Genomic DNA, 24,496 nt, shown 5'->3' with positions numbered 1-24,496 from the left:
GGAGCACCACGGGAGCGCCCATTCGCAAAACCGAAGCCCCTTGACAGAACCCCCGTACCAAGCTATCATAGCCAGAGGTTAACTAACGTTCGTTAGGAAACACGCTTCGCGCCGAAAAGGAGTGCATGTCCATGACAGCCAAAAGTCTCAAGCAAGCTGCCCTGACACTGTTCGCGGAGTCGGGTTACGACGGCGTCTCCTTGTCGGAGATCGCCAAATCCGTCGGCATCAAGACGCCTTCGATCTATGCGCATTTCGAGTCCAAAGAACAGCTGTTTCTTGCGCTGCTGGACGATGCGGTACACGAAGAACACGAGAAGTTCACGCTGCTGCTCCAAAACATGGAGGATCAGCCGCCTATAGAGCGCTTTTACGCGGCATTCCGCTTCTTCACCGACCTCGACGGGCTGACCAACGGGCAGTCGTTCCTGAAGCGGACGATGCTGATGCCGCCGCGGAATTTGGAGGAGCGTCTGCGGAGCGAGTTTATCGCATACGAGGATGTGTTTACCGGTCCAATGTTGAAGCTGCTCCGCGAATGCGCGGGAACGGAAGCGGACAACGAGGAACGAGTCGAACGGCTGCTCGCGCTCTTCTACGCCGTCATCGACGGGCTGCTCGTGGAACACAAGCTGTACGATACGGAGCTGTACCGCCGGCGGCAAACCCTGTTATGGGGCTGGCTGCAGCACGCGCTTCGTTCGGAGCAAGCGGGATAAGGAGGATGAACATGCCATGGCATGGTTGTATTTGCTGATTGCGGGCTTCCTGGAAGTGGCATGGGCCTACGGCTTGCAGGAATCCGAGGGTTTTACCCGGTGGCTGCCGAGTCTGATCACGATCGCGCTCCTAGCGGTAAGCTTCGTGTTCTTCGCCAAAGCGATGAAGCGGGTCGAGATCGGCACGGCTTATGCGGTCTTCACGGGGATCGGAACGGTAGGCACGGTTATCGTGGGCATCGTCGTGCTCGACGAGCCCGTGAATATATTGAAGCTGCTGTTTATCGCCATGCTGGTGGGCGGCATCGTCGGACTGAAGGTGATTTCCGGCCGGGATGAGGCAGAAGGTTCCAGCCAATCGCCCCAAGCAGTTCCATCGGCGCAAACGGTTCAGTCGACGAAATCCTCTGTAGACTAAGAGAGAACGCATGAAAGGGGGAATCTGTCGTGGCATGGTTATTTTTGCTGCTTTCCGGACTCGGGGAGGTCGGGGGCGTCACGGGAATCAAGCTGTCGAACGGCTTTAAGAATTGGAAGGGCACGCTGCTCGCGCTGGGTTCGGGGTTTGTCAGCTTCTACTGCTTATCGCGGTCGCTGCAGGACATACCCATCAGTACGGCCTATGCGATCTGGACGGGAATCGGTTCCGTCGGCAGCGTCATTCTAGGGATGCTGGTGTTCGGCGAATCGAGGGACAAACGAAAACTGGTCTTTATCGCGATGATTATTATCGGCGCAGCAGGGCTGAAATTCGTAGGCGGCGTGCATTGAGCAGGCCGTCTTTTTCGTGTTTTCCTATCGATTCCCGGTCTGCGCCGGCGGCATTTCGCGCGAACGCTTCTCCGCGGCTGCGGCCAATGGGGCGATTGCGTGCTTACTTTCCTATTGTTACTTGTTACTTTATTGTAGCTATTTCGTTACTTTTTTGTAACGGAACCGCTGGGCAGAGTGGGTAATATGAGGGTGTAGAGAAAAACAGTCAAGCCGTCGTCCCTAGGCGCAAACATACACTGAAGAGGAGTGTGCATCATGAAGAGCACCAATCAATCGTCCCTGAAACTATGGAGCAAGCTGGCCCTGGCCGGCGTCATCGTTGCGGGTTCCGCCGCATTCGTTCCGCATCCGCAAGCCCATGCAGCGAGCGCGACCGCATCAACGACCGCGGCCAGCCTGAGCGCGCAAAAAGGCAGCGCCTATATCAAGACCATCTACTCGCTCGCCAAACAAGGCAAGATTCCGGGGCTGAACGCCATCGCGGGCAAAACGCCGATCTCCGCCGTTCATTATAAATGGGGCGAACCGGATACGGGCGCCGGAAAAGGCAACCACTACGAAGGGTACAACTTCGGCATGGGCAAAGGCGCCTTCGCCTTCGGCGTCAATGCATCCGGAATCATCTACGATCTCCGCAACTTCGGCGAATCCGTCGATCAGTCGGTAGGCATCAAGTCGTTGACCTTCACTTCCGTTATCCAGACGCTCGGCATGCCGAAGGAAGTTCGCTTCAACGGCACGGATAAAATCTACGTGTACCATCCGGCGGCAGCCTATGAGCTGAAATTCGTCGGTCCGAGCACGGTCGCTAAGGGAAAAGTGGCGCATATCGATCATATCAACGTCTACGCGGCAAAAGCTGCCAAATAAAGCGTGCACCGCATAAAAAAACGTCCGAAGTCGGCAGCAGCCGATTCCGGACGTTTTTTGCGCGTTAACAGGCGCGCATCATGCATGTATTTAGACCCTGGCGCCGCCCATCAGACCGAACAGCTCTTCCGCGGGATACGCGCCGGACAGCGCGTAGCGGTTATTGAACACGAAGAACGGCACGCCCTGCACGCCGATTTGGCGCCCGCGCCTCAAGGCAGCCTCGACGGCGTCTTCGCCCTCGCCCCGTTCCAAGCGTTCCTGCAGATCGGGCGCATACACCCCGATTTGTTCCGCGACGGCCAAGATTTCCGTCATCTGCGTCACGTCCCCGCCGTCTTCGAAGTACGATTTGAACAAGGCTTCGACGGCTTCTTCTTTCTTCTCTTCGGGAAGGAGAGCCACGAAGCGGTGCGCCAGCCGCGTGTTGGGCATCTTGCCGACCCGGTCGAACCGGAACGTCAGCCCGACCGCCGCGCCTGCGCCCGTTACATGCTCGACGACGCGCTTCATGGAATCCGCGCCGCCCATTTTTCTGATCATCGCTTCGTCGAACGCTTGACCTTCTTCCGGCAATTCGGGATCCAATTGGTACGCATGATAAGCAACGGTAACGGGTTCGTCGTTTTGCTCGGCCCATAACTGCAGAGCGCGGGCAAGGTTCTGTTTCCCGATTCGGCACCATGGACAAGCGATATCGGAATAGAGGTCTATATGCATCTGATCACGACAACCTTTCCCTGAGTGTATTTTGTGGATCCGCCCCGAATCGGGCGGCTTGAATGGCAGCAGCCAACGTACGCATTAATTGACCTATCCCCATGCTAATGCAGATTGGGCAATCAATCAAGGGTTCGATAACCTGCGTCCCGAAACAAGTCGCCAGCGAAGTACCGCTCCGGAAAAGCGCTGCATTCGGCTGAGAGACGGGGGGCGGGAAGTTTGATTTACCTAAACGATGAACGGTACACTGTGATTATTCGGGAATCGTTCCTGAAGGGGCGGACAAGCATCCGAAAGGAGGCAGGCGGCTATGATCGAAATCGGGCTTTGCGGATGGGGGGACCATTCCGAGCTGTACCGGGAAGCCGGCGCTTCGCGGAACAAGCTGCCGGTTTACGCGCATTGGTTTCGGGTAGTAGAGGTAGACAGCACGTTCTACGCCATCCAAGCGCCGCAAGTCATGGAGAAATGGGCGAGCGATACCCCGGAGGGCTTTCGTTTCGTCATCAAAGCTTACCAGGGCATGACCGGCCATGCCCGCGGCGGCAAGGGCGGCCATCCGTTTGACGGTGAAGAAGCGATGTTCCGCGCGTTCCTGGACGCGATCGCGCCGATTCGGGCGGCGGGAAAGCTGATGGCCGTGCTGTTCCAATACCCGCCTTGGTTCAATTGCACGCGCCAGAACGTCGATGTCCTGCGTAGCGCGAAAGCGCGAATGGGCGATGTTCCATGCGGGCTGGAATTCCGCCATCAGAGCTGGTTTGCCGGCGAGATGCGGGAGAAGACGCTGGCTTTCGAGCGGCGCGAGGGCTGGATCCATACCGTTTGCGACGAGCCGCAGGTCGGGGACGGCTGCATTCCCATCGTGGAGGCGGCGGCCGACGATGCGCTGACGATCGTGCGTTTTCACGGCCGCAACGCGAACGGCTGGGTGTCGGCGGGTCAGCCGAATTGGCGCGATGTCCGGTATTTGTACCGGTACGATGAGCGGGAGCTTGCGGAATGGGCCGAACGGCTGCGGCGGCTCGAGCGGCTGTCGGACGAGGTTTGCGTGCTGTTCAACAATAACTCCGGCGGCGATGCCGCCGACAATGCCCTGCAGTTAATGGCCATGCTCGGCCAGCTGCCCCCGAGAGGCTCCTACGAGCTGGCGCCGCCCAAGGAAGAGCCCGAGCAGCTGAAGCTGTTCGAGCTGGACTGACCGCGGTCCTGCACATAAGAACCCGCGAATAAGAACGGGACGTTTTTCGCAAAATAATAAGGCCAACGCCGTTGACAGCTTCAACTGTAACTGATATGATTACAGTACAAAGCGGGGTGCCTTAAACCATGAACAGCGAATTCACGATTGCCGTCCACAGTTTAGTTTACTTGGCTTACTTGCCGGAGCGCATGGCGCCGAGCGAGGCCATCGCCGAGAACGTCTCTACCAATCCTGCCCGGATCCGTAAAGTCATGAGCTGCTTGAAACGCGGCGGCTATGTCGATACGCGGGAAGGCGCGGGCGGCGGCTACCGGCTGACATTGGACCCGGCGATCGTCAATTTGGCCGATATTTATCGGCTCATGGCGCAGGGCTCCGTTATCCCGAGCTGGTGCTCGGGCAATCCGGATATGGATTGTGTCGTCGGCTCCAACATGCAGGAAGTGATGGATGGGATTTTCTGCAAGGCGGAGAAGCAGCTGGAGGCCTACTTCAGCGGAATTACGATTTCCGATGTCCTAGGCCAGATCAAGGAATGCAAGGAGTGCTAGCTTCTTTATCGGTGAGACGGGTTTGTCCCCTTCCCATAGCTTCGAACTTATTTGTAGAGAGGATGATTGTGTTATGGCACAAGTATTGACGAAAGATAACTTCAATTCGAGCATCGAGAGCGGCGTTACGCTCGTAGACTTCTGGGCCCCTTGGTGCGGACCTTGCAAAATGCAGCTTCCGATCGTAGAGGAGCTTTCCACCGAGCTTGCCGGCACGGCGAACATCGGTAAAATCAACGTCGACGAAGAGCCTGAATTGGCTTCCCAATTCGGCGTTATGTCCATCCCTACGCTGATCCTGTTCAAAGACGGACAGCCGGTCGACAAAATGGTTGGTCTGCAGTCGAAGGATTCGCTGAAGAATAAGATTCAAGGCCAAATCTAAGCTGCGGTGTTGCGATGGGCACTCCCGTGGTGCTCCGCACCAAAGTCGTTCCCATTCGCAAACCTTCGCAGGGTGGTAGAGCGAGTGGGGGCAATGCCCCCCTCCCCCCTTTGATGAAAGCTCGCCAGCCCGTGAGCCGGGACGAGACGAATTAGCGCTTCCGTGGTGCTCCGCACCAAGGTCGCTCTCCTTCGTCTCGTCCCGGTTTTTATTTTGGGCTGGCTTCGCTTGGCTTCGCCGGAGGGCGGCCAGCTGCGCTGTCCGCCGGCGCTTCGCGCGGTGCTCATATGCGTCTCGCGTCGCTCGTCTATTTCGCGCTTGATGCGCTTCGCGGAGTGCTTGCCTCGCTTCCGCTCGGCTTCGCCGGAGGGCGGCCAGCTGCGCTGTCCGCCGGCGCTTCGCGCTCCGTGCTCATATGCGCCTCGCGTCGCTCGTCTATTTCGCGCTTGATGCGCTTCGCGCAGTGCTTGCCTCGCTTCCGCTTGGCTGCGCCGGTGCGGCCAGCTGCGCTGTCCGCCGGCGCTTCGCGCTCCGTGCTCATATGCGCCTCGCGTCGCTCGTCTGCTTCGCGCTTGATGCGCTTCGCGCAGTGCTTGCCTCGCTTCCGCTTGGCTGCGCCTGTGCGGCCAGCTGCGCTGTCCGCCGCGCTTCGCGCGACGCTTATGCGCGTCTCGCGTCGCTCGTCTGCTTCGCGCTTGATGCGCTTCGCGCAGTGCTTGCCTCGCTTCCGCTCGGCTGCGCCGGTGCGGCCAGCTGCGCTGTCCGCTGCGCTGTCCGCTGCGCTTCGCGCGACGCTTATGCGCGCCTCGCGTCGCTCGTCTATTTCGCGCTTGATGCGCTTTGCGCAGTGCTTGCCTCGCTTCCGCTTGGCTGCGCCGGTGCGGCCAGCTGCGCTGTCGGCCGCGCTTCGCGCGCCACTCGCACGAGCCCCGCGTCCGATTGGACCCCGCTGATTTAATACTTTCGTAATCTTTTCGTTGTTCTTCGGTTATGTTCCTTCGCTATGCTGGAAGGGAATATATGCTACACCGAGTTCGTTTCCTGCGCCCGGAGCGTTATAATAAGGTAAAAGCGCTTTCTGCTCTTTGCGGATTCGTAACCGTAGTAATCTCGAATGCGGAATGAGGAGGTCGATCCCATGGCGGGATGGCTGAGTAAGCTTCGCAAGGGATATGGCAAGAAGCTGGTGTCCCTGCATGCTTGGAACGGTTGGATTGTCGTTGTGCTGGCGTTTACGGGATTGATCTTGTTCCAAGGACTGTGGCGCGGCATTCTCGGAGAGGGACGCGTCATCATCCGGTACGTGCATATCATCGTCGGGATCGCTTCGCTCTTGCCGGTCGTGTATTATTTGCTACTTGCCGGGAAGCACTGGAAGCAGCTGCGAGGCAAGACGGCGCAGAAGGCCAATGTCATTATCGTGTTTGCGCTGCTCGTCGGCTGGCTGATCTCGGGCCTGCTGCTGTGGCAGTTCCGGGCCATCGGGCCGCGCTGGTCGAGCAACGCGCTGCTGGTCCATGATCTGCTCACGTGGATCGGCCTGCCTTACGTTATTTATCATTCCGTCACGCGGCTCAAATGGCTCAAGGAGCCGCACCGCCGCACCGTGAAGACCGGTCGGGTCGGCGAGGGCTTAGCGGTCGATGCTTCGAGCGCGGGCCGAAATGACGGCCTCCATCCGGCGGCGAAGCCCACGGCCGTGATGTCGCGGGCGACTTTCATCAAGACGGCCGTCGGCGCCGGCATCGCCATTGCGGCGGGGCCGTCTTTCCTGCGCTGGCTCGGCAATCAGCTGGGCTCCGGAATGGATTACAGCGCGGCGGTAGAGAAGGATGCCAACAGGCTGATACCCGCGCCTTCGCCGCTGCCGGCCTCCAGTCCGCCGATCGGCGGAGGCAGCAAGGGTTCGTTTCGCGTGTACACGGTTACGCCGATCCCGAAGTTCGACAATAGCAATTTTTCATTGACCGTCGAAGGGCTGGTCGAGAAGAAGCTGCAGTGGAACTGGGAGCAGTTCGTGGCGTTGAAGCGCGAGGTGCAGGTCAGCGACTTTCACTGCGTCACGGGCTGGTCGGTATACAGCAACACGTGGGAAGGCATCAAGCTGAAGGACCTTCTTCGCATGGCCGGGGTGAAATCGAGCGCCAAAATGGTCAAATTTTATTCCGGCGACGGCGTCTACACGGACTCGCTGACGCTGGAGCAGGCGGACATGGACGACGTCATCGTTGCCGTCCTCCACGACGGGCAGCCGATTCCGAGCGATCTCGGCGGTCCCGTTCGGCTCGTCGTGCCGAAGATGTACGCGTACAAGTCGGTGAAGTGGCTGAAAATCATCGAGCTGATCGACTACGATCATACCGGGTACTGGGAAGAGCGCGGCTACTCCAAGGACGCGTGGATCTAGAAGGATTAGAAGTATTCCTGCAAACTGCGGTTCGCTCCAACCATGCAAATAATCTATTAACCCGGCGCTGCGGCACGCCGGGTTTTTGATTGGACCGGCGGCTGAAACGGCAGGCTATATGGAGTCGGCGATGGAGCATGATTGATTTTATTTCCCCGCGAAATTCGGGTTTGACATTCACGTTACGTCAATGTGTAGAGTGAGGTTATCGGGAGGTGAGAAGGTGGAATACACCGTGCAGAAGCTGGGCAGGCTCGCGGGAATCAGCACGCGGACGCTGCGGTTCTACGACGAGATCGGACTCTTGAAGCCGGCCAGGACGAACGCGTCCGGCTACCGGATTTACGGTCAGGCCGAGGTCGGCAAGCTGCAGCAGATCCTGTTCTATCGGGAGCTCGGCGTTCATTTGGACCAGATCAAAGCAATCGTGACGGACCCGGCCTTCGACGGCGAAGCGGCCCTGCGCCGGCATCGCGAGCAGCTTCTCGATAAACGAAAACAGCTCGATGCGCTTATCGCGAACGTGGAGAAGACGATCGCATCGGCCGAGGGGAGAACAGACATGAGCGACCAAGAGAAATTCGAGGGCTTCAAGCAGCGGATGATCGACGAGAACGAGCAGCAGTACGGCAAGGAAGCGCGGGAGAAATACGGCGACGATGCCGTAAACAGGTCGAACGCCAAGCTGAAAGGCATGACGCAGGAGCAGCACGAGCAGCAGAACCGGCTGACGCAGGAGGTGCTCGGTACGCTTGCGGAGGCGTTCAAGACCGGGGATCCGGCAGGCGAGGCCGCCCAGCGCGCTGCGGACCTGCACCGCCAATGGCTGAGCTTCTACTGGGACGGTTACAGCAAGGAGGCGCATGCCAATCTGGCGCAAATGTACGTGGACGACGAGCGCTTCCGGGCGTATTACGACGTGAACCAGCCCGGGACGGCCGAATTCCTGCGGGATGCGATCCATATTTATACCGGCGCGGCAGGCGGTGGTGCGTAGACTGCTTCCGTATGCCTGCAGGCAAGCGGAACAACAACAAAGGCGTCCGTTCGGTCAAGTAGACCGAGGCGGGCGCCTTTGTTCTGCCTGGGCGGTTTTGGCCGCCCGAAATGTCGGGTTGCGATAACGGGTAAGGGCCGGATGTTCAATCGGAGCCTGCGCGTTATTTATCCGTTTTCTTCTTCACGCTGCTGTAATTCGTGATGGACTTGGCGTCCTCCAATGTATCGTTGACGAAGGCCATGTCTTGGTTTTTGGCTTTCATATGGGTGGTGCCTTTGTAATTGCCTTCGTGGGTCTTGTTCTCCATGCCGTTTCACCTCCAACAGGTAACGTCGCCCGTAGTATGTTCGGATTGCGGGGCCGGCATGCGCTGAGAACGATGGAATCGAGGTCTTGAATCGCAGGAATTCATACACCCTACCTGTCGGCTTGTTTTACGAAGATATAGGCGGTGAACGCAATGAGCGCCCCGGTCAGATTGAGCGACAGCCAGACGCGGGCGGCCGAAAGCGACAGGCGAAAGAAAAGGTAAGCTCCTTCCGAGCCTAATGCTTGCGCAAGCAGAATCGCATTGAAGGTCAGCAATGCGGTCAGAATGGCGAGTCCCGTTAGCGCGGGGTCGTCGCTGTTCACCCAAACCCCGAACAGTACGGCCAAACAAACCAACGCGACGAAGATCTCGAGAAGCGTCATGCCGAACGTCATTTTCGAACCTCCCCTATTGAAGCCGCGACAATCGCGACGCCGCAGAATAGTTTCATCCTAAAGGCTGGCATCGTTTCCCGCAATGAATCGGTTCCAAATAAGGAAGAAAGTCCCTGCGGCTGAAGGGGAGGTAATTCCAGCTTTCGGAGGCTCCAGGCCTTGCGGGGGGTCGGGGACGGACTGGCTCGATGACCATGGACAAGATACAGGCAAATTGCGGGAAGGGGACGGATTCGCCTTTTTTATTTAGGTCCCTTCATGTATAATGGCCTGAGATTGTTTAAAACGGAACAGGGGTGTACGGCAATGGCTTTGAAAGCTGGTATCGTTGGCTTGCCGAACGTAGGCAAATCGACGCTGTTTAACGCAATTACGCAAGCGGGCGCGGAGTCCGCGAACTATCCGTTCTGCACGATCGACCCGAACGTCGGGGTCGTGGAGGTGCCGGACGAGCGTTTGGATAAATTGACGGAATTGGTGGTGCCGAACAAAACGGTGCCGACCGCCTTCGAATTCATCGATATCGCGGGAATCGTGAAGGGCGCGAGCAAAGGCGAAGGCCTTGGCAACAAGTTCCTCGCCCACATCCGCGAGGTGGACGCGATCGTGCACGTGGTTCGCTGCTTCCAGGACGACAACATCACGCACGTATCCGGCAAAGTGGACCCGATCGGCGACATCAACACGATCAACCTCGAGCTGATCTTGGCGGACATCGACTCCGTCGACCGCAAAATCGAGCGCTCCCGCAAAAACCTGAAGGGCGGCGACAAGAAGGTTGCCCAAGAGGTGGAAACGCTCGAACGCATCAAAGAAGCGCTGTACAACGATCAGCCCGCGCGCAGCATCGAACTCTCCGATGACGAGAAGGCGCTCGTGCGCGATCTTCACCTGCTGACGATGAAACCGGTGCTGTACGCGGCTAACGTCAGCGAGGGCGAAGCGGCGAATTCCGACGGCAACAGCTACGTCGAGCTCGTGCGCGAATTCGCCAAGGCCGAAGGCGCGCAAGTCGTGCCGATCAGCGCGAAAGTGGAAGCCGAGATCGCGGAGCTGGAAGGCGAAGACAAGGAAATGTTCCTGGAAGAGCTCGGCCTGACGGAATCCGGCTTGAACCGCCTCATTCACGCGGCTTACAAGCTGCTTGGGTTGTACACGTACTTCACGGCCGGCGTGCAGGAAGTTCGCGCCTGGACGATCCGCAAGGGCATGAAGGCGCCGCAAGCGGCGGGCGTCATCCATACCGATTTCGAACGCGGCTTCATCCGTGCCGAGGTTGTTTCGTACGATGATCTGATGGCGGCAGGCTCCATGAACGCGGCCAAAGAGCGCGGCCAGCTCCGTCTGGAAGGCAAAGAATACGTGGTGCAGGACGGCGACGTCATGCATTTCCGTTTCAACGTATAAGATTGGCTCATATCGTCATCGACAGGGACCCGGGCCACCGGGTCTTTTGCTTGTGCGCGCATCGATGCCGATTCCGACGCGGCTTGAAGTCGGCCGGAAGTTGGCTCAATCGCTATCTCATCAGCCCGGCAGATGCTCGAACCCGGTACATCTCCGTTACAAAGCCAGGGATTTGCCTCTTGCCGGGGGCTCGCGGATTCGATACAATTCAAGCACACGAAGCTCACGCAGCGCGATAAGGAGGGAATCAAAATGAACATGGAGAAATGCACGGGCTCTCATAATCCCAAGTGGTTCGGGCTTGCCCTGCAGGCGCTTGTCATTTTGTCCCGGGACAACGTCCAAACTTGTCCGAGCGCGGAACTCGCTCTCCAGCTTCAGTCCGAGCCGACCTTGCTTCGACGCATCCTCGCCATTCTCGCAAGGGGAGGCATACTCGAGACGCGCGAAGGCCGCGACGGCGGTTATCGCCTGCGCAAGGACCCGCATACGGTTTCCCTCGCCGACGTCTTCAATGCGCTGCAGGTCGCGGATCCGCTTTGCAACGGCATGAAGGAGACGACGGGGACGCATCCGTTTGGCGTGGAGATGAATACGATTTTCTCCGAGATTTCGACCGAGATGGACAAATCGCTTCAGGCGCTGCTCGGGAGATACACGCTTGGCGAGTTGGCTGACCGGACGATCAATTGCGAAAGCAAGCATGAAAAAGCAGGCGGTTGACAACGGATTTTTTTCGCCTTATACTGTGCGATATATGCAACAGTTGATCGGAGACACATATACTGCAAGTGACGGCTATTTTTTTGATCTATACTGTGCAGATTTTAACACAGACTAGAAATCATTTTATTATTGGGAGGAATTCATGATGGCTACTCAACAAAAACAAGGCGAAGAACAAGCTTTCTCCACGGTTATCCGCGAGCGCCGGTCCGTTAGAGCGTACGATCCGAACTTCAAAATTTCCCGCGAGGAAATAAACGAGCTGCTCGGGGAGGCGATACTGGCCCCGTCTTCTTCGAACCTCCAGCCTTGGCGCTTCCTCGTCATCGATTCCGAAGAACTGAAGCAGCAGCTGCTGCCGATCGCGTTCAATCAACAGCAAGTGGTGGAAGCCTCCGCGGTCATCGCCGTGCTGGGAGACATGGAATCCTACAAGCTGACCGAGACGATTTTCGGCCGCGCGGTCGAAGCGGGCTTCATGCCGGCCGACACGGCGAAAGCGTTCGTGGAGCGCTCCGTCGGGATGTATTCGTCCCTGCCCTCCGAAGTGAGAACGAAGATCGTGGCAACGGACGGAGGCCTCGTCTCCATGCAATTGATGCTTGCGGCACGCGCACGCGGTTGGGATACGGTGCCGATGGGCGGCTATGACGCCTCGAAGTTCAAGGAAACGTTCGGTGTCAGCGAGCGTTACCTGCCTATCATGCTGATTGCGGTCGGCAAGGCGGCGAAGCCGGGACATCCGACGATCCGTTTGGCGGTCGACGAAGTCACGAGCTACAACGTCATGTCCAACTAATTCGATTGCATGACCTGCAAGAGGGAATCTTCCGTCGGACGCGAAGGCGTCTGCGCGGCCGCTGGGGCGAACACTGCCGCAGCGGCCGCGCACGGAAGGTTCCTTTTTTGAGATCGGCTGCCTCTGCCTTGCGATCCCTGCCAATTCTCCAAAATTGTCACGTTTATGGAATGCGGCGCGTTATGTTATACTAGGGAGACGAAGATTGGATTTATTCTAAAACAATATAGAGGTGAAGACAGTGTTGGACCGTTTACAGGCACTCGCCGATCGATACGAGAAGTTAAGCGAGCTGTTGTGCGATCCGGATGTGGCAAGCGAACCGAAGCGACTGCGCGAGCTCTCCAAGGAACAATCGGATTTGCAGCCCACTTATACGGCATATATGGAATACAAGCAGGTATCCGAGCAGCTTGACGATGCGAAGGTCATGCAGAACGAGAAGCTCGACGACGATATGCGCGAGATGGTCAAGATGGAGATCGACGAGCTGAGCGCTCGCATGGCGCAGCTGGAAGAAGAAATTCACGTGCTGCTGCTTCCTAAGGACCCGAACGACGACAAGAACGTCATCGTCGAGATCCGCGGCGCGGCCGGCGGCGACGAGGCGGCTTTGTTCGCGTCGGATTTGTACCGGATGTACATGAAATTCGCCGATACGCAGGGCTGGCGCGTGGAGCTGATGGAGGCGAGCGAGAGCGATCTCGGCGGCTTCAAAGAGGTCATCTTCATGGTGACGGGCAAAGGCGCGTACAGCAAGCTGAAATACGAGAGCGGCGCGCACCGCGTGCAGCGCATTCCGGTTACGGAATCCGGCGGCCGCATCCACACTTCGACGTCGACGGTAGCCGTCATGCCGGAAGTGGAAGAGGTCGAAGTCGAGATTCTCGATAAAGACATTCGCGTCGATACGTACTGCTCCAGCGGCGCGGGCGGCCAGTCCGTCAACACGACCAAATCCGCCGTGCGCGTGCTTCACGTGCCGACGGGCATCATGGCGCAGTGTCAAGACGGCAAGTCCCAGAACGAGAACAAGGCGAAGGCTCTTCAAGTGCTTCGCGCGCGGATCTCGGATTTGAAGCGCCAAGAGGAAGAGGCCAAGTACGCCGGCGAACGGAAGAGCAAAGTGGGCACGGGCGACCGCAGCGAGCGGATCCGCACGTACAACTACCCGCAGAGCCGAGTGACCGATCACCGCATCGGCCTGACGCTGCACAAGCTGGATTCCGTGCTGAACGGCGACATGGAAGAGATCATCAACGCGCTGACTTTGACGGCGCAGACGGAATTGATGGAACGCGAGAACTTGGCGTAATCGCCCGCAATAGTCGGGATGAACGGGAGCAGTCTTGGGGAGAACGCTGAAGCGATATCAGCGCTGCCCCTTGGCACGCTCCCGTTTTTGGTGCCTCACGACGCTGAGAGATGGATTGAACGGCTGAGTACGCGGATGGAAGGAGCGGTGTGGATATGGCGGAGCACAAGGATCATGGAAGCGATGCGGATAAGGACGGTCGGGATGGGGACTGCGGAGTTCCCGAAGAAGTGGCTGCGCTGCTGGAAGCAGAGGGGGTCGGCGTGTCGCTGCTCATCCCCATGACGATCGCGGATGCTTGTCTGAAGGCGGCCGCGATGCTGCAGGCGCGCGGCATCGCGGAACCGCGCAGCAATGCGGAGCTTCTGCTCCTGCATGTGCTGGGTCTTGATCGCGCGCAGCTGCTGCGCGATTGGCGGGATCCGTTCCCGCCGCAGCATTATAAGCGGTGGCGGGAGCTGCTCTCGCGCAAGGCCGCGGGCGAGCCGGTGCAATATCTGATCGGCGAGCAATGGTTCTACGGCTTGCCGTTCGCGGTGACGCCGGCCGTGCTCATCCCGCGGCCGGAGACGGAGCTGCTCGTGGAGGCCGTGCTGGAAGCGGCCGACCGGCTGTGGCCGGAGGCGTCGGGAGCTGAGTTTGCCGAGGGGACTGAAGGAGCCGGAGGGACAGCATCCCGGGGAGCTGCGGAAGCGCTAGGGACTACGGCCGCGGGAACTGCAGGGGAGCAGGGAGATGACGGACCTGCTGGTGCCGAGGGAGCCGGTGAGGCTGCATCAGCTGCGGAGATCGGGAGCGAGCCGCTTGCCGCGGCCAGCGCTGCCGTGCCGACGGTCGTCGACGTCGGCACGGGCAGCGGCGCCATCGGCGTGACGCTGGCGACGCTGCGTCCGCGATGGCGGGTGTGCGCGTCCGACCTGTCGCCGGACGCGCTGGCGGTCGCCCGCACGAACGCGGCGAGCCATGAAGCGGCCGCGCGCATGACGTTCGTGCAGGGCGACCTGCTCGGGCCGTTCGCGCAGCCGCGGCCCGGCAGCGTCGATGGCGCGGCCGGAGGCGTAGCCGGCCTGCGCATCGACGTGCTCGTCTCCAACCCGCCGTATATACCGGCGGGCGACATTGCCGGCCTGCAGCCGGAGGTGCGCGATCACGAGCCGCGGCTCGCGCTCGACGGCGGCGACGACGGCCTTACGCCGTACCGCCGCATGGCGGAGCAGCTCTCGCAGCTCTCCGCGCTGCCGCGCATCGTCGGCTTCGAGCTCGGCATCGGCCAGGCCGAGGCGGTCGCCGACCTGCTGCGCGGCATCGGCGCTTGGCGCGAAGTCCGCATCATCCCTGACTATGCGGGCATCGACCGCCATGTGCTGGCGGTGGAGTAGAACGCGCGGCGATAACTGCGCGATAGAGGTACGCTAAGCCGGCACCTGTTAACGACGGGGCTGGCTTTTTCTTTTTAGCCATTCACACATACCGCATCATAACGAGTCCGGGCGCGTCCCCCGACTCTGTTCGAAGTTGTTAGATCACTGCTTCGGTCTGCACGCGCTACATTGGGGGGGACGGAAGAGGACGGAGAAAAATCTAACGATCCTCAGAAGCCTTATTGGCGGGTTTTGGAGCCGTTTGGAATTCTAACGCATCTCACAGGCGTTAATGCTCCTCGAATCGCTCGTTAGGGCCTGTTTTTCGACGAATAAGCTCTCCTGTAATCGTTAGAGTTTGGCAGAAGGCAAAATCGCACGAATAAGGTTTGTGACATTCGTTAGACAGAAGGTTGCCCCGCAGCCATTCCTCTCGTACTAGCAGTTACGTAGCCCGTCTTTCCGCGTTCCCATAGCTCCGAGGCCCGTCCCATCGTGCAGTAGCTTCACAGCCCGCAGACTTGTGCCAAAGCTTCGCAACTCGTTTTCCCGCGCCAGCTACTCCTCAGACCGTCCATGCATGCAAGCAACTCCGCAGCCCGTTTTCTCATGCCGCCAGTTTTGAGCACCGCCCCGGGAGTTAACAGCTTCGCTACAGATCCTCGCAAGCCAGCAGCACCGCAGCCCATCGTCGCACGCAAGCAGCTTCGCAACCCGCCATGCCGAGCCAGCAACTCCACAGCCCGCCCCAGGCGCCACTAACTTCGCCTTCCCACCCCTTTGCCCGCCGCACCCCCGCCGCTCCAACGCCCGCCGACAGATTCTCAATTTCACTAGATTGCTAGGTTTAGAGACTGCCATCGCCGGACATAATGGGAATATTATCGTTCCGGAACGCAAGCCGCCGCACCGACGGGTGCCACAAAGGAGCTTGTGTCAAATGATCCGCACTTATTCCCGTTTTCCTTATCGTCCGGTGTACGGCTACGTTGTTCTGATTGCGGCAATTCTTCTCATGAGCTGGGAGCTCCAGCGTGCAGACGCGGCGATTGCCGGCGGCAGCATCCCTTCGGAATCCATCCGCCTGCGCATTCTCGCGAATTCCGATAGCGCGATGGACCAACTGGTCAAGCGCGAGGTTCGCGATGCGATCGTCGAGGAAATGAAAACCTGGGTTACCGGTCCCCAAACGATCGAAGAAGCCCGCAGCACGATCAACGCCCGCATAGGCGACATCAATACTCTGATTGCCGCGAAGCTCCAAGCGCGCGGATTCCACTACGGATACAAGGCGGAACTCGGGATCGTCCCGTTCCCCACCAAAATATACGGTACGGAAGTTTACCCGGCCGGCAACTATGAAGCGCTTCGTATTACCCTCGGCGCAGGTGCCGGACAGAACTGGTGGTGCGTGCTGTTTCCTCCTCTTTGCTTCGTGGACGCCGTGAGCGGCGAATCATCAACCCCGGCGACGGCAGCCGTGACGACAGCGGCATCAAAAGCGGGCGATACCGGGAATGACAGCAATAAACAAGTGGACAACGCAGCAAACGTCAAGCAAACAGACGCGAAGGCCTCTGCGGTAGACGGTAGCGACAACGGCGCGCCGCAGCAGCCGGAAGTGAAGTTTTTCCTGTGGGAGCTGCTCAAATCGATCTTCAGCTTCATCAAACATCTGTTCAGCTAATGATGGACGACAGGCTCACTCGCGTTATGCGAATGGGCCTGATTTTTTTATAGGCAGCCGTGAGCGGGCCTGCTTTGTTTCATGCGGTAACGCGTATGGTATAATAGCTATAAAAAGAAGCATTTTTGCAGAAGCTGGAGAAACGAACGTGAATATGAATGTACCTCTACGAAATACAAGCTTTTGGCGCGTGGACAGCCAGGATCCGGATCGTGAGCAGTTGCGAGCGGCCGCGGAATTGCTGCGAGCGGGAGGCGCCGTCGCCTTTCCGACGGAGACGGTGTATGGTCTTGGCGCGGACGCTCGCCGGACGGATGCGGTGGCGCGGATCTTCGAGGCCAAAGGCAGGCCTTCGGACAATCCGCTCATCGTCCATATCTCGGACCTCGCGCAGCTCGCAGAGCTGACGCTTCCGCTTGCGGCGGAGGGAGCTGGCGCGTTGGCGGATCGGCTCATGGACCGGTTTTGGCCGGGGCCGCTGACGATCGTGCTGCCCGTGAAGCCCGGCGCGGTATCGGCGCGCGTCACGGCAGGCCTCGATACGGTGGCAGTGCGCATGCCTGCGCATCCCGTGGCGCTCGCGCTGATCGCGGAATCGGGCTGCCCGCTCGCCGCGCCGAGCGCGAATCGTTCCGGCCGTCCGAGTCCGACGCTGGCCGCGCATGTGCGGGGCGACCTGAGCGGCCGGATCGACGGCATTGTCGACGGCGGCGCCGCCGGCGTGGGACTGGAGTCCACCGTCGTCGAGGTCGTGGATGGCGGCACCGTACGGATCCTGCGCCCGGGCGGGGTCACCGCCGAGGACCTCCAGGAAGCCGGAGCGACGGTCGTCTACGACGCCGTCGCCGCGCCCGAAGCCGCGGAGGATGCGGCAGCCGGGCAGGCGCCGCGGTCCCCCGGCATGAAGTACGCGCATTATGCGCCGCAAGGGCAGATGCAGCTGGTCAAGGGCGAACCGGGCGCGGTCGCCGATTGGATCAATGCCGCCGTCCGCAGGGCGCGCGAGAGCGGCGAGCGGACGGGCGTGCTCGCCTTTGCCGAGCATGCCGCCCGGTACGACGCCGACTGCGTGCTCGTCGTCGGCAGCCTGGCGCGGCTCGACACCGCCGCGCACGGCTTATATACCTCGCTGCGCGAGTTCGATGCGCAGGGCGTGCAGCGCATCTGGGCCGAGACGTGCCCCGAGCAGGGCATCGGGCACGCGCTCATGAACCGCCTGGCCAAAGCAGCCGGCCACGCGGTCGTCCGCGTCTAACGCGGCTGTCGCGCCGCAGCCTGCCGGCGCCGCAAGCCAAGCCGAATCGAGCCAAGAGGTGCACTACATTGGCAAGTCACCGGCAGCACTTCATCCCAGGCTTCGCTGGCTAGGGTCTGCTGCACGAATTGCGCAGCCCCACGCGGCAGAACGCTTTGAATAACGGCTCACAACTCGCCACTGGCCATTGCATGTCGCCCGTCGCTAGCCTGCCCATCGCGCTAGCCTGACCGTTCCGCTAAACTGCCTTCGCTTAGAATCGCCGTCTCAGCCTTTAACCAGCTTTCTTGCCAATCCAACCACCCTTCCCGCCAATCCAACCAGCCCTTCCGGTCATCTTTCCAACCTTGTCCGCATATGCTTGGATGAGATTATGGACAGGGAGTGGTTCGGCATGGTGGAGACGGGCATGCACGCGGGGCAGTTGATGACGCTGGTCATTATCGCGCTGGCACTCGGGATGGATGCATTTTCGCTAGGCGTGGGCATCGGGCTCAAAGGCATTCGGCTGCTGGACATTCTCAAGCTGAGCGCGCTTATCGCGCTTTTTCATATCTTGATGCCGGTGATGGGCATTTTCACGGGCAATTACGTCGGCGCGCTGCTTGGCAGCGTAGCCGCTTTGGCCGGGGGCGGGCTGCTGCTCTTGCTCGGCGGCCATATGATTTACACCTCGCTCCGCGGCGGGGCGGTGACGTCGATTAATCCCCGCAGCGGCTGGGGCATGCTGATCTTCGCGCTCAGCGTCAGCATCGATTCGTTCTCGGTCGGTCTCTCGCTCGGCATGTTCGCCGTGGATATGCTGGTCGCGGTGCTGCTGTTCGGCTTGGCCGGCGGCTGCATGTCCATCGCGGGATTGATGCTCGGCCGCAGGGTCAGCTCCAGCCTCGGCGAATACGGGGAAGCGATCGGCGGGGTCATTCTATTTACGTTTGGGCTGTTAATCATATTCTGAAGGCAGCAAGCCTGCCATCAACTTAGAGGAGGGCTCTCGCATGAAACGGATTTTATTCGTATGTACCGGCAACACTTGCCGCTCGCCCATGGCGGAGGCGATGCTTCGGTCGCTTGCCCAGAAGCGCGGCGTGTCCCTGGAGGTCCGCTCCGCCGGCGTATCCACGGTCGACGGGCTGCCAGTATCGACGAACGCGCAGTCCGTGCTTCGCAGGCGGGACATTCATCATAATAACGGGTCTACTGCGCTCGAGAGCGGATCGATCACTTGGGCGGATCTTATCTTGACGATGACGGCCAGCCATAAGCGGCATCTGCTCCAGCGCTTCCCTGCGGCCGTCGATAAGACGCATACGCTGCTGGAATTCGTGCACCAGGACGAAGAGGGGCAGCGGCGAATCGCGGAGCTGGAGAGCTTGTATACGGATTTCCAAATGAAGCAGGCGCTCGGCGGGCAGCTGACGGACGCGGAGCGCCGCAGGCTGCTCGAGCTGGAAGCCGGCATCCCGAGCTTCGACATCGCCGATCCCTTCGGCGGCTCGGTTCAGATTTACGAAGAGAGCGCAGCGGAGATCGAGAAAGCCCTTCACAAGCTGCTCGACCGGCTGCAGCAGCGTAAATAATTGGGTGGGGCATTTCGCCCGGAATGGATTGATTTTGCCGGCATGATCCGGTATGATAAAAGCAATTAAAGACGGTTTCCGATGTAACTGGCGACGAAAGTGGGTCCAACCACGGTGGAGCATCGGATCATACGGCCGGTCGCCTGGGCAAAGAGCAGCGTGCGTAAGCATGCTTGCTCTTTTTTCGTCTTTTCCGGCGAAATCAGGTATACTAGAACCATTGCGAATCGACAATTTCCGCCATCGCGCGGTCTCAATCGGGAGGTATATGCAGGATGAAAATCGCCATCGGAGCAGACCACGGGGGCTTCAGCCTAAAGGAAGTCGTTGTCCCATTCATTCAATCGCTGGGCCATGAAGTGGAGGATGTCGGCTGCGACTGCGAGCAGTCCGTCGATTATCCGGATTACGCGCTGCCGGTATGCGAGCTGGTCGCGCAAGGGAAAGCTGATCGGGGTATTCTCATTTGCGGCACGGGCATCGGAATGTCGATCGCCGCGAACAAAGTAACGGGCATCCGCTGCGCGCTCGTGCACGACATGTTCTCGGCGCAAGCGACGCGCGACCACAACGACACCAACGTGCTGGCCATGGGCGAGCGCGTCATCGGACCGGGCATCGCGCAGGAAATCATCCGCATCTGGCTGGAAACGCCGTTCTCGGGCGGCGAGCGTCATGTCGGCCGTTTGGGCAAAGTGAAGCAGATCGAAGCGAAATACGCGCATCCCGCGCACGCGGAATAAGGAGCGGATGACCGTGAGCCATATGGATACGGAAGCGGCTTGGCAGCCGGCGCGACTGACGAGTGACGTGGAGACGGCCGTGCGCGAGCTGGCGGAGGCCGGGAACCTCCGGCAAGGGCAATTGCTCGTCGTGGGCGTGTCCACGAGCGAGGTGCTTGGCCAGCGGATCGGCACGTCCGGCACGCTGGAGACGGCGGAGGCGATCTATGCCGGCATCGAAGCTGTGCGGCGCGAGCTTGGCTTTTACCCGGTCTTTCAATGCTGCGAGCATTTGAACAGGGCGCTTGTCATCGAACGCGAAGCGGCGGAGCGGTACGGGCTTGAGCTCGTATCGGCCGTCCCGGTGCGGAAAGCGGGCGGCTCCATGGCAGCCTATGCGTTCCGCGCGCTGCCTGACGCGTGCCTCGTCGAAACCGTGCAGGCGCATGCCGGCATCGATATCGGCGACACGTTCATCGGCATGCATTTGAAGCGCGTTGCGGTACCGGTGCGCCCATCCGTTCGTTCGATCGGGTCCGCTCATTTGACGATGGCCTTCACGAGGCCGAAGTTGATCGGCGGGGAACGTGCGGTTTATGTGCGCGAGCCGGAGGCGGACGCCGCCAGCGGCAACTGCGACTAACGCATCGTCATGACTACGCGCATGCATCGGACCGGATCGGTTGTTTTCATGCCGGTTCATCCTTACTCCCGGCTCCGGGCTGCGCTCATTTAACTTTTAGGAGGAGATATAATTATGGAAAACCTACGTAAGCAAGATCCCGAAATCATGAAAGCAATGGGCCTGGAGCTGCAGCGCCAGCGCGACAACATCGAGCTGATCGCATCCGAGAACATCGTCTCCGAGGCGGTTCTGGAAGCGATGGGCTCCGTCCTGACGAACAAATACGCGGAAGGCTACCCGGGCAAACGCTACTACGGCGGATGCGAGCATGTCGATATCGCGGAAGATATCGCGCGCAATCGCGCCAAAGAACTTTTCGGCGCCGAGCATGCCAACGTTCAGCCTCACTCCGGCGCGCAAGCCAACATGGCTGTTTACCTGGCGGCCTTGAATCCCGGCGATACCGTTCTCGGCATGAACCTCGCGCACGGCGGTCACTTGACCCACGGCAGCCCGGTTAACGCATCCGGCCTGCTGTACAATTTCGTTGCTTACGGCGTTAACGAGAACACGTTCACGATCGATTACGAAGAAGTGCGCAAGCTGGCGTTCAAACACCGCCCTCGCATGATCGTCGCAGGCGCTTCGGCGTACCCGCGCATCATCGATTTCGAGAAACTCGGCCAAATCGCCAATGACGTAGGCGCGCTGCTCTTCGTCGACATGGCGCATATCGCAGGTCTGGTAGCCGCGGGTCTTCACCCAAGCCCGGTTCCGCATGCGCACTTCGTGACGACGACGACGCACAAGACGCTTCGCGGACCGCGCGGCGGTATGATCCTATGCCGCAAAGCATGGGCGCAAGCGATCGACAAAGCGGTATTCCCCGGCTCCCAAGGCGGCCCGTTGATGCACATCATTGCGGCTAAAGCAGTTGCATTCGGCGAAGCGCTGCAGCCTTCGTTCAAAGAATACGGCAAGAACGTCATCGACAACGCCAAAGCTTTGGCTGACGGACTGATCGCGCAAGGCATCAACATCGTTTCCGGCGGCACGGACAACCACCTCATGCTGATCGATCTGCGCAACCTGAACATCACGGGCAAGGACGCGGAGCATGTCTTGGATTCCGTTCAAATCACGGTCAACAAAAACGCGATTCCGTTCGATCCGACAAGCCCGTTCATCACGAGCGGCATCCGCATCGGCACGCCGGCGGCGACTTCCCGCGGCATGGGCACGGAAGCGATGAAGACGATCGCGGAAGTCATCGCGATGACGCTGAAGAACCCGAAAGACGAAGCCGTGCTGGAGAAAGCGCGCGGCATGGTCAGCGACCTCGTGTCGCAGTACCCGCTTTACCCGGGCATCGCTTACTAAGATTGCCTTTCACGCGGTCAGCCGCGGCTTCGGCTGCCGCGCTGCCCGTTCTTGACGAGCCATTGGCCGCTGCGACCGCGCAGCAGGCCAATGGCTCTTTGGTTTTTTGATTTGCCGCGCGAGGCAGGGGAAAGCGGCGCTCCGTCGAATCCATAAACGGTCGGCCGTCCTGCGGCTGAACGCGCATAATATGGACCGTGGAGGAGACTCGAACATGAGATTAGGCATCATTGCTGACCCGAAGGCGGAAAGTTTCGATTATGCCGCCGGACTCGGCCTGGAGTTTTTGGAGTTTTGCATTAATGTCGGCGTGCCGGCGAGCGACTTTGTCGTCAAATTGCCCGAATTGAAGGCAGCGAGCGAGCGCACCGGCGTCGGCGTAGGTTCGATCGGCCGCTGGGGCCCCGACCGGATCGCGAAGGACGGCAGCATCGTCGAGGAAGAGCTTCAAGCTTCCTACGCGCTGATCGACGCTTGTCGGGAGCTGGGCTGCCCGGTCTTCGTCTGCGGAGCCAACTATGTCGAAGAGCTGTCCTACTTCGAGAATGTTCGTGCTTCGATTGCCTATCTCGAGAAGCTGCTGGATTACGGCCGGGACCGCGGCGTCCGCATCGCGACGTACAATTGCCACTGGAACAGCTATATCGTCGACGAGACGGCATGGAAGCTCATCCATGGTCACCTGCCCGAGCTCGGCATCAAATTCGACCCGTCCCATGCCCGTTACAACGGACAGGATTATTTGCGCGAGATGACGGATTGGGGACATCGTTTCCTGCACGTGCATATCAAAGGCTCGGTCATCGTGAACGGCAAGCGCTTCGACGATCCGCCGGCGGGTCTCGACCAAACCGACTGGGGAACGTTCATGGCGATCCTGTACGGCGTTGGTTACCAGGGCGGACTGAGCATAGAGCCGCACTCCAGCACGTGGACGGGAGAACTCGGCGAGCAAGGCGTCAAGTTTACGGTTGATCATATGAACCGGCTGCTGCTTCGCGGCTAAGAAATAAACGGCTTGCAGCCATCATCGGTGACGAAGATAGATCCCTCTCCGCTGGAACAACGCGCTAAGCGCCCTCCAGACCGGAGGGGGATTTTTTCTGGCGCGTAAATCAGGTAAGATGCATAAGTTAATTTTTCCTCAAAAACCGCATGCTGCCTGTGCCGTGCGTGCTATGATGGAGTTATCTATCCCGAAAGGCGGTGCGGTCCGAGTGCCGTTGTTGACAATTATTATCATTTTGCTCGCCGTAGTCGTCGTGTCCAATTTGATGAAGTCGAGAAACGGCGCTTCCGCCCGCGGCCCGGGCCGTCCGCGCATGAGCCGCTCCTCTGCGCCGCTTCCCGTCCCGCCGGAGTGCCTCGGCGTTCCGGAGGGACATCCGGCGCGGCCTGCCGCTTTACGGCTGGAGGCAGCTCTGACGGCGGATTTCGAGGCGCGCGTCAAGGACAGGGTCCTGCGCGGCGAACCGAACCTTCGCGACGCGGAATGGCGCTGGCGCTGGTTCGAGCTGAAGCGGTATTTCCTGATGTGCGGCGTGCTTCGCGGGGTGCCGATGTACAGCGCGAAGGTCGACGGCGTGTGGCATGAGATGCTCATGTTCACGCGGGAATACGAGACCTTCTGCAACGGATTCTGCGGACAGCTTATTCATCATGCGCCGCATGCGCCGGATGCCAAGCCGGATCCCGGAGAGCGCGCCTGGTTCGACTGGATCTACGGCGAGCTGTTTCTGCCTGCCGCAGGAAGCGCGCGGCTGTGGGGGGCGTTTTACCGGACGCCATTGCCGCACGAGCTGATGGAAGCTCTGGAGTCATCTGATGCGGAGACGCTTAAGGGCAGTCGGTTCAACGTTCGATCCGCGGAGCGGTTTCCGGATCTGTCGGCCATCGTCGATTACCTGATCGAGCGCGGAAGGGGACTTGCCGCTTCTCGCCATGAGGAGCCGCGAGCGGCTGCCTACGACTCGGATTGGAGCTCTTCGGGCATGATGACGGGCGCATTATCGGGTGCCTTCTTCTTCTCGTCGTGGGGGCCGGCGGATCTATTCCCCTCCCGGATGGACGATTATCGACCCGATGAGGAACTCAATAACGGGAGCGGCGGGAATGTCTTCGCCTGCAGCAGCGAGGACGGTTCCAACGGGGGAGACGGATCATCCTGCGACGGCGGCAGCGACAATGGGTCCTCCTGCGGTGGTGGCGGCGACAGCGGCGGCGGGAGCGATGGCGGATCGTCCTGCAGCGGAGGATCTTCGTGCGGCGGCGGTTCCTCCTGCGGCGGGGGAAGCAGCTAGCGCG

26 protein-coding genes, 1 pseudogene and 1 riboswitch are annotated in these 24,496 nt (G+C 59.8%); of the genes and pseudogenes, 23 read left to right on the top strand and 4 right to left on the bottom strand.

Features of this window, described 5'->3' with window-relative positions; translation table 11 throughout:
* Nucleotides 1–131 precede the first annotated feature (131 nt).
* From GT003_RS33190 to GT003_RS29250, 4 genes and pseudogenes are all read left to right on the top strand, one after another.
* Nucleotides 132–288, top strand: a pseudogene (locus GT003_RS33190) (TetR/AcrR family transcriptional regulator); the annotation flags it as partial.
* A 447-nt stretch (nt 289–735) separates the two neighbouring features.
* Nucleotides 736–1,137, top strand: a complete 402-nt coding sequence (locus GT003_RS29260; RefSeq protein WP_161704672.1) for a DMT family transporter — start codon at nt 736–738, stop codon at nt 1,135–1,137.
* A gap of 29 nt (nt 1,138–1,166) precedes the next feature.
* Nucleotides 1,167–1,490, top strand: a complete 324-nt coding sequence (locus GT003_RS29255; RefSeq protein ID WP_161704670.1) for an SMR family transporter — start codon at nt 1,167–1,169, stop codon at nt 1,488–1,490.
* A gap of 258 nt (nt 1,491–1,748) precedes the next feature.
* On the top strand, nt 1,749–2,363 hold the full coding sequence (locus tag GT003_RS29250) for a YjgB family protein (RefSeq protein WP_161704668.1): 615 nt from the start codon (nt 1,749–1,751) through the stop codon (nt 2,361–2,363).
* A gap of 90 nt (nt 2,364–2,453) precedes the next feature.
* On the opposite strand, the gene GT003_RS29245 is transcribed toward GT003_RS29250, so the two are convergent.
* Nucleotides 2,454–3,083, bottom strand: a complete 630-nt coding sequence (locus tag GT003_RS29245; protein ID WP_161704666.1) for a DsbA family oxidoreductase — start codon at nt 3,081–3,083, stop codon at nt 2,454–2,456.
* A gap of 313 nt (nt 3,084–3,396) precedes the next feature.
* On the opposite strand from GT003_RS29245, the gene GT003_RS29240 reads away from it, so the two are divergent.
* From GT003_RS29240 to trxA, 3 genes are all read left to right on the top strand, one after another.
* Nucleotides 3,397–4,287, top strand: a complete 891-nt coding sequence (locus tag GT003_RS29240; protein WP_161704664.1) for a DUF72 domain-containing protein — start codon at nt 3,397–3,399, stop codon at nt 4,285–4,287.
* Nucleotides 4,288–4,415: 128 nt separating this feature from the next.
* Entirely contained in the window at nt 4,416–4,841 is a 426-nt protein-coding gene (locus GT003_RS29235; RefSeq protein ID WP_161704662.1) for an RrF2 family transcriptional regulator, read from the top strand.
* Between the two features lie 73 nt (nt 4,842–4,914).
* On the top strand, nt 4,915–5,226 hold the full coding sequence (trxA, locus tag GT003_RS29230; protein WP_161704660.1) for a thioredoxin: 312 nt from the start codon (nt 4,915–4,917) through the stop codon (nt 5,224–5,226).
* A gap of 307 nt (nt 5,227–5,533) precedes the next feature.
* Here the strand turns inward: trxA and GT003_RS29225 are convergent, their stop codons facing one another.
* Nucleotides 5,534–5,767: a hypothetical protein gene (locus GT003_RS29225; protein WP_161704658.1), complete on the bottom strand. Its 234-nt coding sequence runs from the start codon at nt 5,765–5,767 to the stop codon at nt 5,534–5,536.
* A gap of 597 nt (nt 5,768–6,364) precedes the next feature.
* Here GT003_RS29225 and GT003_RS29220 point away from each other — a divergent pair.
* Both GT003_RS29220 and GT003_RS29215 read left to right on the top strand, forming a co-directional pair.
* Nucleotides 6,365–7,633: a molybdopterin-dependent oxidoreductase gene (locus tag GT003_RS29220; protein WP_161704656.1), complete on the top strand. Its 1,269-nt coding sequence runs from the start codon at nt 6,365–6,367 to the stop codon at nt 7,631–7,633.
* Between the two features lie 223 nt (nt 7,634–7,856).
* Nucleotides 7,857–8,630 (top strand): TipAS antibiotic-recognition domain-containing protein, encoded by a 774-nt coding sequence (locus GT003_RS29215; protein ID WP_161704654.1) that lies wholly within the window; start codon nt 7,857–7,859, stop codon nt 8,628–8,630.
* Between the two features lie 163 nt (nt 8,631–8,793).
* On the opposite strand, the gene GT003_RS32200 is transcribed toward GT003_RS29215, so the two are convergent.
* A complete protein-coding gene (locus GT003_RS32200; RefSeq protein ID WP_170312376.1) occupies nt 8,794–8,940 on the bottom strand; it encodes a hypothetical protein in 147 nt (48 codons plus the stop codon).
* A 110-nt stretch (nt 8,941–9,050) separates the two neighbouring features.
* Nucleotides 9,051–9,338: a hypothetical protein gene (locus tag GT003_RS29210; RefSeq protein WP_161704652.1), complete on the bottom strand. Its 288-nt coding sequence runs from the start codon at nt 9,336–9,338 to the stop codon at nt 9,051–9,053.
* Nucleotides 9,339–9,644: 306 nt separating this feature from the next.
* On the opposite strand from GT003_RS29210, the gene ychF reads away from it, so the two are divergent.
* The 14 genes from ychF (at nt 9,645) to GT003_RS29140 (ending at nt 24,492) form a co-directional block, all read left to right on the top strand.
* Nucleotides 9,645–10,745 carry a redox-regulated ATPase YchF gene (ychF, locus tag GT003_RS29205; protein ID WP_161704650.1) on the top strand — a complete coding sequence of 367 codons (1,101 nt, stop codon included), beginning with the start codon at nt 9,645–9,647 and terminating at the stop codon, nt 10,743–10,745.
* A 252-nt stretch (nt 10,746–10,997) separates the two neighbouring features.
* The gene (locus GT003_RS29200; RefSeq protein ID WP_161704648.1) at nt 10,998–11,468 is read left to right on the top strand and encodes an RrF2 family transcriptional regulator; all 471 of its coding nucleotides are present in this window, start codon (nt 10,998–11,000) and stop codon (nt 11,466–11,468) included.
* Between the two features lie 148 nt (nt 11,469–11,616).
* Nucleotides 11,617–12,270 carry a nitroreductase family protein gene (locus GT003_RS29195; protein WP_161704646.1) on the top strand — a complete coding sequence of 218 codons (654 nt, stop codon included), beginning with the start codon at nt 11,617–11,619 and terminating at the stop codon, nt 12,268–12,270.
* Nucleotides 12,271–12,511: 241 nt separating this feature from the next.
* Nucleotides 12,512–13,585 (top strand): peptide chain release factor 1, encoded by a 1,074-nt coding sequence (gene prfA, locus GT003_RS29190; RefSeq protein ID WP_161704644.1) that lies wholly within the window; start codon nt 12,512–12,514, stop codon nt 13,583–13,585.
* A 155-nt stretch (nt 13,586–13,740) separates the two neighbouring features.
* Nucleotides 13,741–14,964, top strand: coding sequence for a N5-glutamine methyltransferase family protein (locus GT003_RS29185; RefSeq protein WP_420831456.1), 1,224 nt, complete (start codon nt 13,741–13,743; stop codon nt 14,962–14,964).
* Nucleotides 14,965–15,886: 922 nt separating this feature from the next.
* Nucleotides 15,887–16,633 (top strand): stage II sporulation protein R, encoded by a 747-nt coding sequence (spoIIR, locus tag GT003_RS29180; protein ID WP_161704642.1) that lies wholly within the window; start codon nt 15,887–15,889, stop codon nt 16,631–16,633.
* Between the two features lie 154 nt (nt 16,634–16,787).
* Nucleotides 16,788–17,888 (top strand): L-threonylcarbamoyladenylate synthase, encoded by a 1,101-nt coding sequence (locus tag GT003_RS29175; RefSeq protein ID WP_161704761.1) that lies wholly within the window; start codon nt 16,788–16,790, stop codon nt 17,886–17,888.
* Between the two features lie 373 nt (nt 17,889–18,261).
* Complete coding sequence (locus GT003_RS29170) at nt 18,262–18,843, top strand: manganese efflux pump MntP (protein ID WP_239565911.1); 582 nt, start codon at nt 18,262–18,264, stop codon at nt 18,841–18,843.
* Nucleotides 18,844–18,883: 40 nt separating this feature from the next.
* Nucleotides 18,884–19,465 (top strand): arsenate reductase/protein-tyrosine-phosphatase family protein, encoded by a 582-nt coding sequence (locus GT003_RS29165; protein WP_161704640.1) that lies wholly within the window; start codon nt 18,884–18,886, stop codon nt 19,463–19,465.
* A gap of 73 nt (nt 19,466–19,538) precedes the next feature.
* Nucleotides 19,539–19,621: riboswitch (ZMP/ZTP riboswitch) on the top strand.
* 119 nt (nt 19,622–19,740) lie between these two features.
* Nucleotides 19,741–20,208 (top strand): ribose 5-phosphate isomerase B, encoded by a 468-nt coding sequence (gene rpiB / locus GT003_RS29160; protein WP_161704638.1) that lies wholly within the window; start codon nt 19,741–19,743, stop codon nt 20,206–20,208.
* A gap of 7 nt (nt 20,209–20,215) precedes the next feature.
* Nucleotides 20,216–20,830 carry a TIGR01440 family protein gene (locus GT003_RS29155; protein ID WP_161704636.1) on the top strand — a complete coding sequence of 205 codons (615 nt, stop codon included), beginning with the start codon at nt 20,216–20,218 and terminating at the stop codon, nt 20,828–20,830.
* A gap of 114 nt (nt 20,831–20,944) precedes the next feature.
* Complete coding sequence (locus GT003_RS29150) at nt 20,945–22,192, top strand: serine hydroxymethyltransferase (protein ID WP_170312374.1); 1,248 nt, start codon at nt 20,945–20,947, stop codon at nt 22,190–22,192.
* Between the two features lie 214 nt (nt 22,193–22,406).
* The gene (locus tag GT003_RS29145) at nt 22,407–23,198 is read left to right on the top strand and encodes a sugar phosphate isomerase/epimerase family protein (RefSeq protein ID WP_161704634.1); all 792 of its coding nucleotides are present in this window, start codon (nt 22,407–22,409) and stop codon (nt 23,196–23,198) included.
* A gap of 211 nt (nt 23,199–23,409) precedes the next feature.
* Nucleotides 23,410–24,492 carry a glycine-rich domain-containing protein gene (locus tag GT003_RS29140; RefSeq protein WP_161704632.1) on the top strand — a complete coding sequence of 361 codons (1,083 nt, stop codon included), beginning with the start codon at nt 23,410–23,412 and terminating at the stop codon, nt 24,490–24,492.
* Nucleotides 24,493–24,496 lie beyond the last annotated feature (4 nt).

This window comes from Paenibacillus sacheonensis, assembly GCF_009909195.1.
GTDB lineage: Bacteria > Bacillota > Bacilli > Paenibacillales > Paenibacillaceae > Paenibacillus_Z > Paenibacillus_Z sacheonensis.
This window is presented reverse-complemented; position numbering and strand designations above follow the sequence as displayed.

What these genes read in the sequence shown, in the direction of transcription:
- ychF (WP_161704650.1), top strand. Translation starts at nt 9,645, where the DNA reads ATGGCTTTGAAAGCTGGTATCGTTGGCTTGCCGAACGTAGGCAAATCG.
- GT003_RS29155 (WP_161704636.1), top strand. Translation starts at nt 20,216, where the DNA reads ATGACCGTGAGCCATATGGATACGGAAGCGGCTTGGCAGCCGGCGCGA.
- spoIIR (WP_161704642.1), top strand. Translation starts at nt 15,887, where the DNA reads ATGATCCGCACTTATTCCCGTTTTCCTTATCGTCCGGTGTACGGCTAC.
- rpiB (WP_161704638.1), top strand. Translation starts at nt 19,741, where the DNA reads ATGAAAATCGCCATCGGAGCAGACCACGGGGGCTTCAGCCTAAAGGAA.
- GT003_RS29165 (WP_161704640.1), top strand. Translation starts at nt 18,884, where the DNA reads ATGAAACGGATTTTATTCGTATGTACCGGCAACACTTGCCGCTCGCCC.
- GT003_RS29250 (WP_161704668.1), top strand. Translation starts at nt 1,749, where the DNA reads ATGAAGAGCACCAATCAATCGTCCCTGAAACTATGGAGCAAGCTGGCC.
- GT003_RS29200 (WP_161704648.1), top strand. Translation starts at nt 10,998, where the DNA reads ATGAACATGGAGAAATGCACGGGCTCTCATAATCCCAAGTGGTTCGGG.
- GT003_RS29225 (WP_161704658.1), bottom strand. Translation starts at nt 5,767, where the DNA reads ATGAGCACGGAGCGCGAAGCGCCGGCGGACAGCGCAGCTGGCCGCACC.
- GT003_RS29195 (WP_161704646.1), top strand. Translation starts at nt 11,617, where the DNA reads ATGGCTACTCAACAAAAACAAGGCGAAGAACAAGCTTTCTCCACGGTT.
- trxA (WP_161704660.1), top strand. Translation starts at nt 4,915, where the DNA reads ATGGCACAAGTATTGACGAAAGATAACTTCAATTCGAGCATCGAGAGC.
- GT003_RS32200 (WP_170312376.1), bottom strand. Translation starts at nt 8,940, where the DNA reads ATGGAGAACAAGACCCACGAAGGCAATTACAAAGGCACCACCCATATG.
- GT003_RS29150 (WP_170312374.1), top strand. Translation starts at nt 20,945, where the DNA reads ATGGAAAACCTACGTAAGCAAGATCCCGAAATCATGAAAGCAATGGGC.
- GT003_RS29245 (WP_161704666.1), bottom strand. Translation starts at nt 3,083, where the DNA reads ATGCATATAGACCTCTATTCCGATATCGCTTGTCCATGGTGCCGAATC.
- GT003_RS29170 (WP_239565911.1), top strand. Translation starts at nt 18,262, where the DNA reads ATGGACAGGGAGTGGTTCGGCATGGTGGAGACGGGCATGCACGCGGGG.
- GT003_RS29185 (WP_420831456.1), top strand. Translation starts at nt 13,741, where the DNA reads ATGGCGGAGCACAAGGATCATGGAAGCGATGCGGATAAGGACGGTCGG.
- GT003_RS29220 (WP_161704656.1), top strand. Translation starts at nt 6,365, where the DNA reads ATGGCGGGATGGCTGAGTAAGCTTCGCAAGGGATATGGCAAGAAGCTG.
- GT003_RS29240 (WP_161704664.1), top strand. Translation starts at nt 3,397, where the DNA reads ATGATCGAAATCGGGCTTTGCGGATGGGGGGACCATTCCGAGCTGTAC.
- GT003_RS29235 (WP_161704662.1), top strand. Translation starts at nt 4,416, where the DNA reads ATGAACAGCGAATTCACGATTGCCGTCCACAGTTTAGTTTACTTGGCT.
- GT003_RS29210 (WP_161704652.1), bottom strand. Translation starts at nt 9,338, where the DNA reads ATGACGTTCGGCATGACGCTTCTCGAGATCTTCGTCGCGTTGGTTTGT.
- GT003_RS29175 (WP_161704761.1), top strand. Translation starts at nt 16,788, where the DNA reads ATGAATGTACCTCTACGAAATACAAGCTTTTGGCGCGTGGACAGCCAG.
- GT003_RS29145 (WP_161704634.1), top strand. Translation starts at nt 22,407, where the DNA reads ATGAGATTAGGCATCATTGCTGACCCGAAGGCGGAAAGTTTCGATTAT.
- GT003_RS29260 (WP_161704672.1), top strand. Translation starts at nt 736, where the DNA reads ATGGCATGGTTGTATTTGCTGATTGCGGGCTTCCTGGAAGTGGCATGG.